Annotated in this window: 11 protein-coding genes and 1 CRISPR repeat array; of the genes, 6 read left to right on the top strand and 5 right to left on the bottom strand. The window is 71.7% G+C overall.

Annotation, left to right across the window (positions count from 1 at the left end; genetic code table 11):
• Positions 1-31: 31 nt before the first annotated feature.
• Positions 32-676, top strand: a complete 645-nt coding sequence (locus ACIBG7_RS08020) for a LysE family translocator (protein ID WP_397335590.1) — start codon at positions 32-34, stop codon at positions 674-676.
• Here the strand turns inward: ACIBG7_RS08020 and ACIBG7_RS08025 are convergent.
• Positions 670-1260: a hypothetical protein gene (locus ACIBG7_RS08025; RefSeq protein WP_397335591.1), complete on the bottom strand. Its 591-nt coding sequence runs from the start codon at positions 1258-1260 to the stop codon at positions 670-672. The genes ACIBG7_RS08020 and ACIBG7_RS08025 overlap by 7 nt on opposite strands.
• The gene (locus tag ACIBG7_RS08030) at positions 1257-2564 is read right to left on the bottom strand and encodes a cytochrome bc complex cytochrome b subunit (RefSeq protein ID WP_397335592.1); all 1308 of its coding nucleotides are present in this window, start codon (positions 2562-2564) and stop codon (positions 1257-1259) included. Before ACIBG7_RS08030 ends, ACIBG7_RS08025 begins: the two co-directional genes overlap by 4 nt.
• Before the next feature lie 233 nt (positions 2565-2797).
• On the opposite strand from ACIBG7_RS08030, the gene ppdK reads away from it, so the two are divergent.
• Genes ppdK through ACIBG7_RS08045 form a run of 3 tightly spaced genes read left to right on the top strand, consistent with a single transcriptional unit; the run spans position 2798 to position 7848 of the window.
• Positions 2798-5437 carry a pyruvate, phosphate dikinase gene (gene ppdK / locus ACIBG7_RS08035; protein WP_397335593.1) on the top strand — a complete coding sequence of 880 codons (2640 nt, stop codon included), beginning with the start codon at positions 2798-2800 and terminating at the stop codon, positions 5435-5437.
• A gap of 39 nt (positions 5438-5476) precedes the next feature.
• Positions 5477-6697: a deoxyguanosinetriphosphate triphosphohydrolase gene (locus ACIBG7_RS08040; RefSeq protein ID WP_357927181.1), complete on the top strand. Its 1221-nt coding sequence runs from the start codon at positions 5477-5479 to the stop codon at positions 6695-6697.
• A 14-nt stretch (positions 6698-6711) separates the two neighbouring features.
• A complete protein-coding gene (locus ACIBG7_RS08045) occupies positions 6712-7848 on the top strand; it encodes an NAD(P)/FAD-dependent oxidoreductase (protein WP_397335594.1) in 1137 nt (378 codons plus the stop codon).
• Between the two features lie 16 nt (positions 7849-7864).
• Here the strand turns inward: ACIBG7_RS08045 and ACIBG7_RS08050 are convergent, their stop codons facing one another.
• From ACIBG7_RS08050 to ACIBG7_RS08060, 3 genes are all read right to left on the bottom strand, one after another.
• Positions 7865-8764, bottom strand: coding sequence for a M23 family metallopeptidase (locus ACIBG7_RS08050; RefSeq protein ID WP_397335945.1), 900 nt, complete (start codon positions 8762-8764; stop codon positions 7865-7867).
• Between the two features lie 366 nt (positions 8765-9130).
• Positions 9131-10500: direct repeats of the CRISPR family, unit length 29 nt; unit sequence GTGCTCCCCGCGCACGCGGGGATGGTCCC.
• An 889-nt stretch (positions 10501-11389) separates the two neighbouring features.
• Positions 11390-12361 (bottom strand): alpha/beta fold hydrolase, encoded by a 972-nt coding sequence (locus ACIBG7_RS08055; protein ID WP_397335595.1) that lies wholly within the window; start codon positions 12359-12361, stop codon positions 11390-11392.
• Between the two features lie 299 nt (positions 12362-12660).
• Complete coding sequence (locus ACIBG7_RS08060; protein WP_397335596.1) at positions 12661-13236, bottom strand: TetR/AcrR family transcriptional regulator; 576 nt, start codon at positions 13234-13236, stop codon at positions 12661-12663.
• A gap of 82 nt (positions 13237-13318) precedes the next feature.
• Between ACIBG7_RS08060 and ACIBG7_RS08065 the strand changes: the two genes are divergently transcribed.
• On the top strand, positions 13319-14725 hold the full coding sequence (locus tag ACIBG7_RS08065; protein ID WP_397335597.1) for a hypothetical protein: 1407 nt from the start codon (positions 13319-13321) through the stop codon (positions 14723-14725).
• Positions 14726-14794: 69 nt separating this feature from the next.
• Positions 14795-16636 carry a DNA primase gene (dnaG, locus tag ACIBG7_RS08070; protein ID WP_357927166.1) on the top strand — a complete coding sequence of 614 codons (1842 nt, stop codon included), beginning with the start codon at positions 14795-14797 and terminating at the stop codon, positions 16634-16636.
• Positions 16637-16754: the final 118 nt, after the last annotated feature.

A 16754-nucleotide genomic window follows, 5' to 3' on the forward strand; every position in this document is an offset into this window, starting at 1 on the left:
CGCTCGGGGCGAGCGGCTAGAGTGGCGGGACGTGACGATTACCACCGCTTTGGCGACGTTCGCGGTGATGGTGGGGCTGCTCACCCTCACGCCCGGTCTCGACACCGCGCTCATCCTCCGCACCTCCGCCCTGGGTCACCGCCGCAAGGCCGTCGGCGTGGTCCTCGGCATCCAGGCCGGCACGATGGTGTGGGGCATCCTCACCGCAGCCGGGGTGACCGCCCTGCTCACCGCCTCGCAGCTCGCCTACGACGTGCTGCGCTGGGCGGGCGCCGCCTACCTGGTGTGGATGGGCGCCCGCATGATCGTCGACACGCTCCGCAGGCGTACGGCAGAGGCGGCCGACGCGGGCGAGGTCGTGGTCGCCGGCGCCGACTCGCTCGCCGCAGGCTTCCGGCAGGGCGCGCTCACCAACCTGCTCAACCCGAAGGTCGGCGCGTTCTACGTCGCCGTCCTGCCGAACTTCATCCCGGCCGGCGCGCAACCCCTGCTGATGGGCGTGGCGCTGGCCGGGACGCACGTGCTCCTCGGCCTGGTCTGGTCGAGCGTGCTGGTCGTGCTGGCGCGGGCGCTCCGCGCGCAGCTCGCCAGGCCGCGCGCCCGGCGCGTGCTCGACCGGCTCACCGGCACCGTCGTCGCCGCCTTCGGGATCAAGCTGGCGCTCGGCGATCAGTAGCCGCCCCGCACCGGCGACAGGAGCTGCGGCTGCCCCTCGTCCCGATGTACGGCCAGGCAGGCGATCTTCTGGTCGTCGCGCCAGCCCTGCAGGCTCGGGATGAGGGTGAGCTGGCGCAGCGGGTCGCCGGAGTCGGTGCCGGCCTTGATCCGCACGCCGGTCCGCTCGGCGCACTCGGTGTCGGCCAGCTTCTTCAGGACCAGCTTGCCCGGCCAGCGGCCGTCGGGGGCGGAGAAGACGGCCAGCACCTCGCCGTCGTGGAAGTCCTGGCACGGCACCGCGAACAGGTACTTGGCCTGAGCGGTCTCGAACACGCCGTTGACGCACATCCCGGTCTCCAGGTCGGCGAGCCGTACCGGATCGGGGACCGGGGCCTCGACGAGGTAGCCGGTCTCTGGAGGCGGCTCGCCGGTGTCCATCCCGGCCACGCGTAACCCCACGGCGCCCATGCCGCTCACCGCGAGGGCGAGCACGAGCGAGGCCGCGACGGGCAGGGCCCGCGAGCGGGCGTGGGGCGGCGGGCCCGGCGGGGTGTCGTACCCCCAGCGGAACTGGCCGTGGTCCTCCGGTGGTGTCCAGGTCATGCCCTACCCCTCCTGCGGCAGATGGCGAGAGTGATCGCGAAGGCCAGGGCCGGAAGGACGAAGACCGCGACGCGTAAGCCGTACGTCACGATGGTCAGGGTCTCCGGCGAGACGGTCAGCAGCGGGCTGTAGCCCTTGGCCGGGGCCGAGAACCAGGTCGCGGCCCAGACGACGGTGAAGAAGGTCACCACCGCGACGCCGACTGCGGTGCGCACGGGCGCCTGCGAGGGACGGTCGTTGAGGTGGTGCACGCGCCGGTCTCCCGTCAGCCGCCGTTCGAGGTAGGGATAGAGCAGCAGCAACGTGAAGAAGCCGCCCAGCACCAGCAGCGGCACGAGCAGGCCGAGGTTGACCGGGCCGAGATCCCAGGCCGGCATCAGGCGCAGCAGGCCGTCGAGGACGCCTGAGTACCAGAACGGCTGGGCCATCGGCGGGACCGCGCCCGGCTGGTACGGCCCCGCCTGCCAGACCGGGTTGACCAGCACGAAGGTGGCCAGCGCGCTGATCACCGCGAAGGTGCCGAGCGAGGTGATGCCCTGCTTGAGCGCGAAGTAGGGGAAGAACGGCCCGCCGGACACGCGGCGTTCGTCGGAGTCGCGCGCCCGCCGCTCGGTGTGCTTCTGCCGCCAGGTCAGCACCAGCGCGTGCAGCGGCACGATCGCCAGCAGGATGCCGGGCACCAGCAGCACGTGCGCGACGAACAGCCGGCCGATCGCGTCGCCGGGGAAGCCGCCGCCGAAGGCGAAGGCGGACAGGTAGGTGCCGATCAGCGGGATCGACAGCAGCAGGCCGTCGGCCTGGCGCAGCCCGGTGAAGCCGACCTGGTCGGCCGGGAGCGAGAAGCCCAGGAAGGACTCGAACAGCACCAGCGCGAAGAGCGTCACGCCGAGCATCCAGGTGAGCTCGCGCGGCTTGCGGAAGGCGCCGGTGAAGAAGACCCGCAGCAGGTGCAGCACGATCGAGAGCACGAAGACCGTCGCCGACCAGTGGTGGAGCTGGCGCATCAGCAGCCCGCCGCGCACCTCCAGGCTGAGCTCGGTGACGGAGGCGAAGGCGGCCTCGGGGGTGGCCTGGTAGAAGAACGTCAGGAACGTGCCGGTCAGCACCAGGAAGACGAAGGCGTAGAGGGCGAACTCGCCCAGCAGGAACGACCAGTGGCTGGGGAAGAGCTTGCGCAGGTTGGGGCGCAGCCACCGGCCCAGGCCGAGGCGGTCGTCGAGGTAGCCCGCCGTGCCCGCGGCGGCCCGCGTGGAACCGGCGGCCAGGCGCTCTCGCCGGGTGGGTGGCTTCGTGGGGGTGACCATTGCGCCTCCCGTGAGGGGTCTTCCTGATTCTGCACCGGCGGCCCCGGTTTCTCAAGAATTGGTTTACACCAATTGGTATAAACCAATTACCGCCAAGCGGGATTTACAGTGGATTAGACCTCATGGGAGGTGTTGAGCTGGGAAAACGGGAAGTTAACAGGGGGGTGCAGTTTCTTCGTCTTTTCCATAGGTAGAGTCCGGGCAGAGTCGTGGAAATCCCAGAAGGAGCGCTCGTGGCCAAGTACGTTTACGACTTCACCGAGGGCAACAAGGACCTCAAGGACCTCCTCGGCGGAAAGGGCGCCAACCTTGCCGAGATGACGAACCTCGGTCTGCCCGTCCCTCCGGGCTTCACCATCACCACCGAGGCCTGCCGTCACTACCTCGCCGAGGGCGAGGTCCCCGGCGGGCTCGACGAGGAGATCGGCACGCACCTGGCCGCGCTGGAGACCACCATGGGCAAGCGGCTGGGTCAGGCCGACGACCCGCTGCTGGTCAGCGTGCGCTCGGGGGCCAAGTTCTCGATGCCAGGGATGATGGACACCGTGCTGAACATCGGGCTCAACGACGAGTCCGTGCACGGCCTGGCCAAGCAGTCCGGCGGCAACGAGCGCTTCGCCTGGGACTCCTACCGCCGCCTCATCCAGATGTTCGGCAAGACCGTGCTCGGCATCGACGGCGACCGCTTCGAGCACGCCCTCGACGAGCTCAAGGGCAAGCGCCAGGACACCGAGCTGAGCACCGCCGAGCTGCGCGAGCTGGTCGGCACCTACAAGGAGATCGTCCGCGAGGAGACCGGCCACGACTTCCCCGCCGACCCGCGCGAGCAGATGCGCCTGGCCATCATGGCCGTCTTCGACTCCTGGAACTCCGAGCGCGCCGTGCTCTACCGCCGCCAGGAGCGCATCCCGGCCGACCTCGGCACCGCGGTCAACGTCTGCTCGATGGTCTTCGGCAACTGCGGCGACGACTCCGGCACCGGCGTCGCCTTCACCCGCGACCCCGCCTCCGGCCGCCAGGGCGTCTACGGCGACTACCTGTCCAACGCACAGGGCGAGGACGTCGTGGCGGGCATCCGCAACACCATCCCGCTCCAGGACCTGGAGCAGCTCAACAAGGGCGCCTACGACGAGCTCATGGCCATCATGGCCACGCTGGAGAACCACTACCGCGACCTGTGCGACATCGAGTTCACCGTCGAGCGCGGCAAGCTCTGGATGCTGCAGACCCGCGTCGGCAAGCGCACCGCCGCCGCGGCCTTCCGCATCGCCACCCAGCTCGTCGACCAGGGCCTGATCGACCTGGACGAGGCGCTGCTGCGGGTCACCGGCGACCAGCTCGCCAAGCTGATGTTCCCGCGCTTCTCCACCGACGCCGAGCGCACGCTGCTCACCAAGGGCATGAACGCCTCGCCGGGCGCGGCGGTCGGCAAGGCCGTCTTCTCCTCCGAGCGCGCCGCCGAGCTGGCCGCCGCGGGCGAGGACGTCATCCTGGTCCGCCGCGAGACCACCCCGGACGACCTGGCCGGCATGATCGCCGCCCGCGGCATCCTCACCAGCCGCGGCGGCAAGACCTCGCACGCCGCCGTCGTCGCCCGCGGCATGGGCAAGACCTGCGTCTGCGGCGCCGAGGAGCTGGAGGTCTCGATCTCCGGCAAGCGCTTCACCGCGCCCGGCGGGGTCGAGGTCACCGAGGGCGACGTGATCTCGATCGACGGCAGCACCGGCGAGGTCTTCCTCGGCGAGGTGCCGGTCCAGGACTCGGTCGTGGTCGAGTACTTCGAGGGGGCCGCCGACGAGTCCGACGAGCTGGTCCAGGCGGTGCACCGGATCATGGCGCACGCCGACTCGGTACGCCGGCTCGGGGTGCGGGCCAACGCCGACACCGAGGAGGACGCCGCGCGGGCGCGCCGCTTCGGGGCGCAGGGGATCGGGCTCTGCCGTACCGAGCACATGTTCCTGGGGGAGCGGCGGCAGCTCGTCGAGGACCTCGTCCTGGCCGCCTCGCCCGAGGAGCGCAAGGCCGCGCTGGACGCGCTGGAACCGCTCCAGCGCACCGACTTCATCGGGATTTTTCAGTCTATGGCGGGACTGCCGGTGACGATCCGGCTCATCGACCCGCCCCTGCACGAGTTCCTGCCCGACCTCGTCGAGCTGTCGGTCAAGGTCGCCAAGGGCGAGGCCACCGACAAGGACCACAAGCTGCTGGAGGCCGTCCGCCGCCTGCACGAGCAGAACCCGATGCTCGGCCTGCGCGGGGTACGGCTCGGCCTGGTCATCCCCGGCCTGTTCGCCATGCAGGTCCGGGCCATCGCCGAGGCCGCCCGTCAGGTCGAGGGCGCCCAGGCGGAGATCATGATCCCGCTGGTCGGCGCGGTGCAGGAGCTGGAGGCGGTCCGCGAGGAAGCCGCCGCGATCCTGGCCGAAGCGGGCGTCGAGGCGCTCATCGGCACCATGATCGAGGTGCCGCGCGCCGCCCTGACCGCCGGCCAGATCGCCGAGGCCGCGGAGTTCTTCTCCTTCGGCACCAACGACCTGACCCAGATGACCTGGGGCTTCTCCCGCGACGACGTCGAGGCCTCGTTCTTCTCTCGCTACCTCGAACTCGGCATCTTCGGCGTCTCCCCGTTCGAGACCCTCGACCGCGACGGCGTCGGCCGCCTGGTCCGCATCGCCGCGGAAGAAGGCCGCAAGGCGCGGCCCGACCTCAAGCTCGGCATCTGCGGCGAGCACGGCGGCGACCCCGACTCCGTCCACTTCTGCCACGAGGTGGGGCTCGACTACGTCTCCTGCTCGCCCTTCCGCATCCCGGTCGCCCGCCTGGAGGCCGGGCGGGCCGCCCTCGAATCCGCGGGATCCGGCGACACCCGATGAGTGTGGCGGGCCCGTCCCGCGGATATCATCTCGTCACTTATGGCCCTCTACACCGATCATGACCAGGCGAGATGGGTGCCGGAACCGCCCGGCCCGCCCGAGCGCAGCGCGTTCGGGCGTGACCGGGCGCGGGTCCTGCACAGCGCGGCGCTCCGCAGGCTGGCGGCGAAGACGCAGGTCGTGGGGCCCATCGACGCCACCGGCGACGGCCAGCACGTGCCGCGCACCCGGCTGACGCACTCCCTGGAGTGCGCGCAGATCGGGCGCGAAATGGGCGACGTGCTCGGCGTCGACCCCGACCTGGTCGAGGTCGCCTGCCTGGCCCACGACCTCGGGCACCCGCCCTTCGGGCACAACGGCGAGACCGCGCTCGACGCCCTCGCCGCCGGATGCGGCGGGTTCGAGGGCAACGCGCAGAGCCTGCGCCTGCTCACCCGCCTGGAGGCCAAGGTCCTGACCGAGGACGGGCGCAGCGCCGGGCTCAACCTCACCCGCGCCGCGCTCGACGCCTCGATCAAATACCCCTGGACCCGCACCGAACCCGGCGCCAAGTTCGGCGTCTACGACGACGACCTGCCGGTCTTCGAGTGGATCCGCGACCACGCCCCGCCCGGCCGGGTCAGCTTCGAGGCCCAGATCATGGACTGGGCCGACGACGTCGCCTACTCCGTCCACGACCTGGAGGACGCCCTCCACTCCGGACACGCCACCTTCGCCCTGCTCCGCTCCACCGCCGGACGCGCCGAGGTCTGCGAGGTCACCCGCCGCCTCTACGCGCCCGACGCGCCGGTGGAGGAACTGGAGCACACCTTCGCCCGGCTGCTCGCCGAGCCGCTCTGGCCGCGCGGCTTCGGCGGCACCCTCGCCGACCTCGCCGGGCTCAAAGCCCTCACCAGCGGGCTCATCGGACGCTTCTGCCGCGCCGCCCAGGCCGCCACCCGCGAGGCGTACGGCTCGCGCCACCACGCCGACCTGATCGTGCCGCGCGCCGCGCGCCTGGAATGCGCCCTGCTCAAGGGCGTCACCGCGCACTACGTCATGCTGCGCGACGACCGCACCGCCACCCAGGCCCGCCAGCGCGACCTCATCGCCGAACTCGCCGCGCTCATCACCCTCGGCGCCCCGCGCACCCTCGAACCGGCCCTGCGCCCCGCCTTCGAGCAGGCGCCCGACGACGCCGCCCGCACCCGCGTGGTCATCGACCAGATCGCCTCCCTCACCGACACGTCCGCGGTCGCCTGGCACCGGAGGTTGTCCTAGGCCGATACTGGGCCATGACCACCCACGTGATCGTCGGATCCGGGCTCGCGGGCGCCAAAGCGGCGCAGACCCTGCGCGAGGAGGGCTTCGACGGGGAGCTCGTCCTGATCGGCGCCGAACGCGAACGGCCCTACGAGCGGCCGCCGCTGTCCAAGGACTACCTGCAGGGCAAGAGCGAGCGGGAGAAGATCTTCGTCCACCCGCCCGGCTGGTACGGCAAGCACGACGTGGACCTGCGGCTCGGGGTGAGCGCCACCCGGCTCGCCCTCGACGAGCACGTCGTCGAACTGTCGGACGGGACGCGGCAGCCGTACGACAAGCTTCTCCTGGCCACCGGCGCGACGCCGCGCCGGCTGCCCGGGCCCGGGCTGACCCTGCGCAGCGTCGAGGACAGCGAGACCCTGCGGGACGGCCTCGCCCGCGGCGGGCGCGTCGTGATCGTCGGCGGCGGCTGGATCGGGCTGGAGGTCGCGGCGGCCGCCCGGCTGGCCGGCTGCGAGGTCACCGTCGTCGAGCCCGAACCGCTGCCGCTGGCCCGCGTGCTCGGGGCCGAGGTGGGCGCGGTCTTCGCCGCGCTCCACCGCGAGCAGGGCGTCGTGCTGCGGCTGGGCGTCGGCGTCGCCTCCGTCTCCGACCACGGGGTACGGCTGGCGAGCGGGGAGACCGTCGAGGCGGACCTCGTCGTCGTGGGCATCGGCGCGGCGCCGAACGTCGAGCTCGCCCGGACCGCCGGGCTGGAGGTGGCGTGCGGCATCGTGTGCGACGCCTCGCTGCGCACCTCCCACCCCGACGTCTACGCGGCCGGGGACGTGGCCGAGCCGTACCATCCGCTGTACGGGCGGAGGCTGCGGGTCGAGCACTGGGCCAACGCGCTGAATGGCGTCCCCGCGGCGGCCCGGGCGATGCTGGGGCGCGAGGTCGTCTACGACCGCCTGCCGTACTTCTTCACCGACCAGTACACCCTGGGCATGGAGTTCACCGGCGACACCACCGGCTACGACGAGGTCGTGTTCGAGGGGTCCGTGCCGGAGCGCGAGTTCGTCGTGCGCTGGTCGCGCGACGGGCGGATGGTCGCGGGGATGAACGTGAACATCTGGGACGGCGTCGAGGAGCTCCAGAACCGCATCCGGGCGGACCTCAGCCGGAGCTGAGACCCGCCCGGTTCCGTCAGCCGCTGGCCGTCGTCGGCACCGTGTGCGGCGGCGGCTGCTCCTGCTGGTCGTCGTTCTGGCCGCCGCCCGAATCGCCCTGGTCCTGGTCCTGCTTCGGCGTCTTCTTCTTCGGCGGCTTGCCGGCGCACTGGACCGTGCAGCTCGGCGTCTCGCCCACCTTGCCGCGCAGCTTGAACGTCTCCGCGCGGGGGGACAGCGTGGAGTTGCCGCTCTGCCAGGCGTCCAGGTAGTCCCACGGCTTGACCATGCCGCGCCGGACCCACCAGTAGGCGGGGCCGGTCTTCCACGAGATCGCGAAGTACAGGTTCGGGGCGGTGTCGCGGGCGTTGCCCGTGTTGCCTACCGTCCCGAGCTGCTGGCCCGCCTTGACCTTCGTGCCCGGCTTGATGTCGTCGCCGATGTCGTCGAGATGCCCGCCCAGGTACCGCACGCCGTCCTCGCCGATCACCGTGACGAACCGGCCCTCGCGCGTCGCCCCCGCGTCCACCGACGGGCGCCACCTGTTCTGCAGGTTGACCTCGTCCACCACGCCGTCCACCGGGGACACGAACGCGCACCCCTTGGCGGCCCAGATCGTCGTCTTCGGCAACACCAGCAGCTTGCGCTGATAGGTCGTCGAGCAGCCCTTCACCGGGAAGACGTACTTGTGCTTGGACAATTTCGGCGGCGGCACCTGCACCGGCTCGTCCGTCGCCGGCCGTCCCGCCTGATGCTCCGGGGTCGGCGTCGCACCCGGCGTCGTGCCCGTCACCTCGGGCGTCGCCCCCGTCGCCGTCGCGACCGGCGCCTTCGTGCTCACCCCGGCCACGCCCGTCCCCTGCGCGCACGCCGTCGCGCAGGTCAGCAGCAGCGCGCCGGTGAGCGCGGCCAGCTTGGTTGAATGCCCCGATCGCATGATCTCCACCTGTGTCACCGTATCCAACGACAACTTTTACCTTTTTAGCCGACTCCTTGGTTGGGGATGGGGTGTTTGGCCCTTTCCTTACCGGTCCGGGACCTCGAAGGCATGGGCCTCGCTTCGCTCGGGCTGCTCTTCCGGTCGCGCTCCGCGCGACCCCTGGCGGACTGCGCTTCGCGCAGGCGCTTCTCTTTTAAGGCGCCTGCGGCGCCGACGAGGATGGGAGGGTTGGGGAGGGTTGTGGTGGTGGCTGGGTTGGGGGTGAAGGGTTGGGGGCTTGTCGATCTCAGGTCCGGTTTGCCGGGTTCTTTGAAAGTGCTCAGAAACGGGCTGTCGGTGAGATAAAGCTGCACGTGGCGAAGAGTGCTCCCCGCGCACGCGGGGATGGTCCGTGGTCTGCTTCTTCGGCATGATGCTCATCCGGGTGCTCCCCGCGCACGCGGGGATGGTCCCGGCGGCCCAGATGACCCGAACGAGCGCTACTGGTGCTCCCCGCGCACGCGGGGATGGTCCCGTGGACGTCGCCGGCGCTCTCACGGCAAGCCTGTGCTCCCCGCGCACGCGGGGATGGTCCCGGCACCAGCACGATCCCCGACATGGTGCTCCAGTGCTCCCCGCGCACGCGGGGATGGTCCCGGCTCCCAGCTCGTGGCGAGTTGCGACGGCTGGTGCTCCCCGCGCACGCGGGGATGGTCCCTGCGCCAGCGCGCTCTTGTTGCCGAGCGCGGCGTGCTCCCCGCGCACGCGGGGATGGTCCTCGACGCCGCGTACTGGCGCACAGCGTCGATCTGTGCTCCCCGCGCACGCGGGGATGGTCCCTGGCAGTTTGCGCCATGAGGCGCGAAGAGAGTGTGCTCCCCGCGCACGCGGGGATGGTCCCACGAGGTTGCCGCCGGTCTGCCCGCTGGAGTCGTGCTCCCCGCGCACGCGGGGATGGTCCCGGGCCGGCGGCTACGACGGTGGCGTGCAGTTCGTGCTCCCGGCGCACGCGGGGATGGTCCCCACCACACAGACGTGGACGGGGTGGACATCACGTGCTCCCCGCGCACGCGGGGATGGTCCCCAGGTCACGACCGCGATCGACGCGGGCGCCGGGTGCTCCCCGCGCACGCGGGGATGGTCCCCTGATCAACGACACCAAGGGCAGGCTCAACCAGTGCTCCCCGCGCACGCGGGGATGGTCCCTGCGCGCCCGCGGTATCGTCCCGCTGGACTGGGTGCTCCCCGCGCACGCGGGGATGGTCCTCACGCTCGGGGGCTGGAACGATCTACGGAGGGGTGCTCCCCGCGCACGCGGGGATGGTCCCAAGGGGCTTCCCATGCTCCCTCGGCGTCGGACGTGCTCCCCGCGCACGCGGGGATGGTCCCACTCCGCCCCGGGACGCCTCGAACCGGTTGCAGTGCTCCCCGCGCACGCGGGGATGGTCCCAAGCACGGCCCCAGCATCATCGCCCTGGCTGTGTGCTCCCCGCGCACGCGGGGATGGTCCCGCGCGGCACAGGCTTCTGGTGCGTCGCAATTCGGTGCTCCCCGCGCGCGGGGATAGTCCCTACGGGTGATCAGCGCCGATGAGCAGCACCACGTGCTTCCCGCCCGCGCGGGGATGGTCCCGATCGAGCGGTTCGCGAGCGTGATCGCCCCTAGTGCTCCCCGCCCGCGCGGGGATGGTCCCGGGCGGTCCGGGCGTACGCCTCGCGCTGGACCGTGCTCCCCGCCCGCGCGGGATGATCCCGGGATTTCGCCAGGCCTGGAGCCGGCGATAGCAGTGCTCCCCGCCCGTGTGGAGGATGGTTTGCGGTCAGCGGCGGCTGCGCGTCGGCCGCCGCGTGCTCCCTGTTCCGTAGGGATGTCCCATGCAGTCGTCCGAACTCAACGAGGCGCAGCGGTACTCCCCGACCGCGCGAGGATGGGGCCTACTCGTAGGCAGCTACCTCAATTGTGGTGATCCTGTGCGTGGACAGCAGGCGAGGCGCTTGTGCAGGGAGGGTGGTTGCCGCCGGAGGCGTGCCGAGCAGGGCGGCGAATAGGGCGGGGTGAGTGGTCGGGCTGATGTGGCCGTCGGGAAAGTACAGCAGGGGTTGGTGCTTCGTGGGGGCCAGCCCTGCGGTGGGGCTGGGGGCCGACGGTGAGCAACAGGATCCGGACGGTGGCCCTGCCGTACAGCCAAGGGGTTCTGTTGGCTGCTCGCTTCCGAGGGCTGCTGGCATGCCGCAGGTTCTGGATCACCCGGGTTTGGACACTGTGGCGCTGAAGGGCAGGACGGTCAGTGGACGTACCGCGCACGCCTCAGCCTTGTGGCCCTGCTCCCGGCTACTACCTGAACCCGGGGCCAGCCGTACATGCGGCAGTGGGACGGGCATCGGTGGACAGGGGAGACGGTCGCTGTGGGAGGTTCGGCACCCAACGGGGAAGGGCGGAAGCGGGTGCTGTCCGTGGGGATCGTATTCGGCGTGGTGACTTCGTGGATCAAGATGCCGGTTGGGGCGGTCGGGTATGCCCGGTTTCGGGTGCCGGAGGGGAGTATCACCACGTTGCGGGAGGACGACTTCTATCACTGCCGGGCGGTTGTGGGGCTGGGGGACATCGGGCATCTCGGGGTTGGGTGATGGCCCTGTGGGGTTCTCAGGTCAGGGTTTTGTGGAGGAGGGTGGCGAACTCGGTGGGGTGGGTGGTCAGGCCTACGTGGCCGCCGGGGAAGTGCAGGAGGTCGGTGCCCAGGTGGGCGGCGAGCCAGGCGGCCGGGCGGTAGGTGAGTTCGCCGGGGGAGTCCTCGCCTGCAGCCAGGGTCAGGCGGTCGGATAGGGCGGCCAGGCGGTCCAGGTCGGGGGTGTAGGACATGAAGGTGGGGACGATGCGGCGGAGGAAGAACGGCATGTTGGACATGGTGCGTTCGATCCGGGCGGCGGCTTCGGGGGAGAGGGTGGGGGGCTGCTGAGCTTCCCGGGTGGCGGGTGTGGGGCGGGCCTGGGCCGCGGTGGGTTCGGGTGTGAGGCGGGCCTGGGCCGCGGTGGTTTCAAGGGTGGGGTCGGTCGGGGCCGCGGTGGCTTTGGGGGTGGGGCGGGTCGGGGTGGCGGTGGATCCTGGGGCGGGGCGGGACAGACCGGTGGCGAAGACGGTCATGGCGGGCTGGAGGCCCTGGGTGTCGTAGGTGTCGCGGAGGTTCTGGAGGAAGGCGCGGTGGACGGGGGCGTCCGGGAGGAGTTCGACGAGTGGGGGCTCGTGGGCGATCACCTGGGTGACGCGGTCGGGGTGGGTGGTCAGCAGGTGGAGGGCGACGATCGCGCCTGAGCTGGAGCCGAACACCTTCGCGGGGCTGGTGGGGGACAGGTGCTCCAGGAGGCGGTAGGCGTCGTCGGCGTGGACGGCGACCTGCTGGTCGGTGGCGGGGGCGTCCAGAGGGCTGCGGGAGAAGCCGCGGGGGTCGTAGGCGATGACGGTGTGGTCGGCGGCCAGGAGGTCGGCGACGCCGTCGAAGGCGGATGCGGCGCCGGTGCCGCCGGGGATCAGGAGGAGGGCTGGGCCCTGGCCTCGGGTCTCGTAGTGGAGGGTTGCGCCGGGTACGCGGAGGGTTCCGGTGGTGGGCGGGGTGGTCATGAGGGTGTTCCTCCGGTTGTGAGGGCGAGTTCGGCGGAACTCGGCGTAGGGCGGCCGCGGGTTGGGCGTTCGGTACAGGTGGGCCCAGGGGAGGCCGGGTGGGCTCTCGGCGTAGGGCTGGTCAGGGGTTCGCGGAGCGCAGTCGGCGGTTCTTTCCCTGGGTAGGGGTCAGGGGCTGAGACGGCCAGTCCGTTTGGTGGGGCGGGAGGGCGCGGGCCGGGGGTGGGAAGGGGGTCAGGGGCTGAGAGGGCAGTCCGTTTGGTGGGGCGGGAGGGCGCGGGCCGGGGTGGAGAAGGGGGTCAGGGTGGGGGCCAGTTGAGGAGGAGGGTGTGGAGGGCGTCCAAGGTGCGGGGCCAGGTGTGGTCCGGGGTGCGGTGGTGGGCGAAGCCGCCGGCGGCCTCCAGGGCGACGAAGCCGTGGAAGGTACTGCGGAGCAGGCGGACGGCGTCGGTGAGGTCGGGCTCGTCGAGGCCGTAGGCGCGCAACATGGTGTAGGTGAGCTCGACGGCGCGGCGCGGGCCGGAGGCGGCGGCGGCGAGGGCGGGGTCGATCCGGATCGGTGTCTGGGTGGCCAGGTAGCGGCCGGGGTGCTGGTGGGCGAAGTCACGCCAGGCGTTGGCGTAGGCGACGAGGGCGTCCTTGCCGGCCCGTCCGGCGGTGGCCTCGGCGATGCGCGTGGTCTTCTCGTCGGCGGCGAGCAGGGCGATCCGGCCGCGCAGGTCTTCGAGGTTGCGGACGTGGGTGTAGAGGCTGGCGTCCTTCACCCCCAGGCGGCGGGCGACGCGCGCCATGGTCACCTGGTCGAGTCCTAGCTCGTCGGCCAGGTCGGCGGCGGCGGTGGTGACGCGGTCCACGGTCAGTCCGGCTCTCGGCATGATGTCCTCCTAGGGCTCCTAGTTCTATCCTAGGACTCCTAGGAGACGCAAATGGGGCGGATGGGTGGTTAGGTTGGGGCGGGTGAGGAAGCTGAGCCTGTCCTGGGACCTGCCCGTGGTGGCCGCGGCGGCGCTCGTCGGCGCGTGGGGGATCACCACGCCGTCGCTCTGGCGCGACGAGTCGGTCAGCGCGATGGTGGCGAGGATGTCGTTCGGCGACCTGTTCGCCTTCCTGGGTGACCTGGACGCGGTGCACGCGCTCTACTACCTGGTCCTGCGCCCGTTCGCGGCGATCGAGGCGGGACCCGTCGAGTGGTGGCTGCGGGCGCCCTCGTGGCTGGCGTTCGTGGGGGCGGCGTACGGCGTGGCGGTCCTGGGGCGGCGGCTGGCGGGGCCGGTGGCCGGGCTGATGGCCGGGATGGTCTACGTGGTGCTGCCGATCGCCTCGCGGTACGGGCAGGAGGCGCGGAGCTACGCGCTGGTCTCGCTGGTGGCGGTGGCGGCGACGTGGTTCCTGGTGGAGTTGATCGAGGGGCGGCGGCCCCGGCGGGCTTTCGCGGGGTATTTCGTGAGCGTGTGCCTGCTGGGAGCGTTGCACCTGTACGCGCTGCTGCTCCTGCTCGCGCACGGGGTCGCCGTGGTGGCCGCCGCCCGCACCAGCCCGGAGCGGAGCCGGCGGGAGGTGGTGGCCTGGGTGAGCGCGTGCGCGAGTGCCGCGGTCGTGCTGACGCCGCTGGTGGTGATCGCGGCGGGGCAGCGCGAGACGCAGGTGTGGTGGCTCAAGCGGCCCGGACTGGCGGAGATCGGGGCGTTCCCGGTCGAGGTGGCGGGCGGGGTCGCGGGGGCGGTGGTGCTCGGGGCGCTGGTCGCGGCCGGGATCTGGGCGGCTCGCCGTACGCCGGTGGTGGGGGTGTGGGCGATAGTGCCGTTCGCGGCGGCGGTGGCGGTCTCGCAGGTGCAGCCGGTCTATCACGCCCGGTACGTGCTCTATGTCGTTCCCGGGATCGCGCTGGCGGCGGGGATCGGGCTGGCCGTACTGGCTCGGCGGTGGTCGCCGGTGGCGGCGGCCGGGGGCGTGACCGCGCTTGCCGTGCTCGCTGCAGAGGCCCAGGTGGCGCAGCGGGAGCCGGGGGCGCGGCCGGACGACCTGCGGGCGCTGAGCGCCACGCTGGCCGCCGAGCGGCGGCCTGGGGACCGGGTGCTGTTCGTTCCGCACCGGTACCGGCTGTTCACCGCGGTGTACGGCGAGCTGTACCGGAATCTGGTGGATGTCACGCGGGAGCCGGGTTCGGCGGTTCCGCGCAGCGGTGCGCAGGTTCGGGCGGCCTTGGCGGGTGCGCGGCGGGTCTGGCTGGTCTCGCCGTGGATCGGGGCCCGCTACCGGGACGACGAGCGGCTGGTGGGCCTGCGGGCGGGGTTCGAGCCGGGGCCGGTGAGGGCGTTCGGCGACGTGCGACTGACCCTCTACGAACGGCGGGCGGAGTCTTGAGGCCGCGGCAGCCCACCGCGAGTGGGGTCATCGGCGTTATTTGTCGGTGGGGCGCAATAGACTCGCCGCGTGGCAGGCCGGATCCGTGACGTCGACATCGCACTAGTTCGTGAAAGGTCGCCGATCGACTCCGTCGTCGGTGACTACGTGCAGCTCCGCAATGCCGGGGGCGGCAACCTCAAGGGCCTGTGCCCGTTCCACGACGAGAAGAGCCCGTCCTTCAACGTCACCCCCGAACGGGGGATGTACTTCTGCTTCGGCTGCCAGGCCGGCGGCGACGTGATCAAGTTCGTCGAGGAGATCGAGCACCTGTCGTTCGCCGAGTCGGTCGAGCGGCTGGCGCAGCGGGCGGGCATCCAGCTCCAGTACGAACAGGGCGGGTATGTCCCCAAGCGCGACCACGGCGAGCGGGCCAGGCTGGTCGAGGCGCACCGGGTGGCGGCCGAGTTCTACGCCGAGCGGCTGCTGAAGGCCGACGCGGCGCCGGGCCGGAAGTTCCTGTCCGAGCGCGGCTTCGAGCGGGCCGACGCCGAGCGCTTCGGCGTGGGCTACGCGCCCAACGAGTGGGAGGCGCTGACCCGGCACCTGCTCGGCAAGGGGTTCACCACCGAGGAGATCGTCAAGGGCGGGCTGGCCAAGGAGGGCCGGCGCGGGCCGATCGACCGCTTCCGCGGCCGGCTGGTGTGGCCGATCCGCGAGGCGACCGGCGACGTGATCGGGTTCGGGGCGCGCAAGCTGCTCGACAACGACGACGGGCCGAAGTACCTCAACACCCCCGAATCGCCGATCTACAAGAAGTCGCAGGTGCTCTACGGCCTCGACCTGGCCAAGCGCGAGATCTCCAAGCGGCTGCAGGCGGTGATCGTCGAGGGGTACACCGACGTGATGGCCTGCCATCTGTCCGGCGTGCCGACCGCGGTGGCCACCTGCGGCACCTCCTTCGGCGAGGAGCACATCAAAGTGCTGCGGCGTTTCCTGCTCGACCAGGCCGAGTTCCGCGGCGAGGTGATCTTCACCTTCGACGGCGACGAGGCGGGGCAGAAGGCCGCGCTGCGGGCGTTCGCCGACGAGCAGAAGTTCGTGACGCAGACCTACGTCGCGGTGCAGCCGGACGGGCTCGACCCGTGCGACCTGCGGATCAAGCAGGGCGACGCGGCGGTGCGCGACCTGATCGCCTCGCGCGAGCCGCTGTTCCAGTTCGCCATCCGCAGCACGATCGCCCGGTACGACCTGCGCAGCAACGAAGGCAAGATCGCCGCGCTCGACGCGGCGGCGCCGATCGTCGCCGGGATCAAGGACGTCGGGCTGCGCAAGCGGTACGCGATCGACCTCGACCGGTGGCTCGGCTTCATGGACGAGCGCTTCGTGATGCAGCGCATCGCCGACACCGCGCAGTCGCAGGCCGGGCGGCCGAAGCGGGCGCCGCGGCCGGCTCCCGTCGATCCGCACGTGCGGGTGGAGGGGGAACTGCTCAAGCTGGCCGTGCAGCGGCCGGCGCTGCTCGGGCCGCGGTTCGACGCGCTCGACGTGCAGGCCTTCACCGCGCCCGACCACGTGGCCGTGCACCGGGTCATCATCGCCGCGGGCGGGATGGGGGCGGCCGGGCACGGTGGCCGGACCTGGGTGGACGCGCTGCTGGAGCAGGCGCCGGACGAGGCGGCACGCGGTCTGATCACCCGGTTCGCGGTCGATCCGATCCAGGCCGACTCGCACGTGGAGGAGCGGTACGCCTCGGCCATGCTCGCCGCCATCGAGGCGGTGGCGGTCGACCGGGCCATCGCGCAGGCCAAGTCGCGGATGCAGCGCCTCAACCCGGTGGAGGAGCAGGCGGAGTACAACCGGCTCTTCGGCGAGCTGGTGGCGCTCGAACAACAACGCCGCGTCCTGCGAGACCGCGCCGCGGGAAGCTGAGAGCGCGCCGCGGATAGCTGGGCCTGCGCCGCGGAAGCCGAGCCCGTGCCGCGGGAAGCTGAGCCCGCACGGGGCGCCGGAACCGGAAGGCCCGCCGCCGATCCCGGAAAGGCCCGGC

The organism is Nonomuraea sp. NPDC050328 (assembly GCF_044459405.1).
GTDB lineage: Bacteria > Actinomycetota > Actinomycetes > Streptosporangiales > Streptosporangiaceae > Nonomuraea.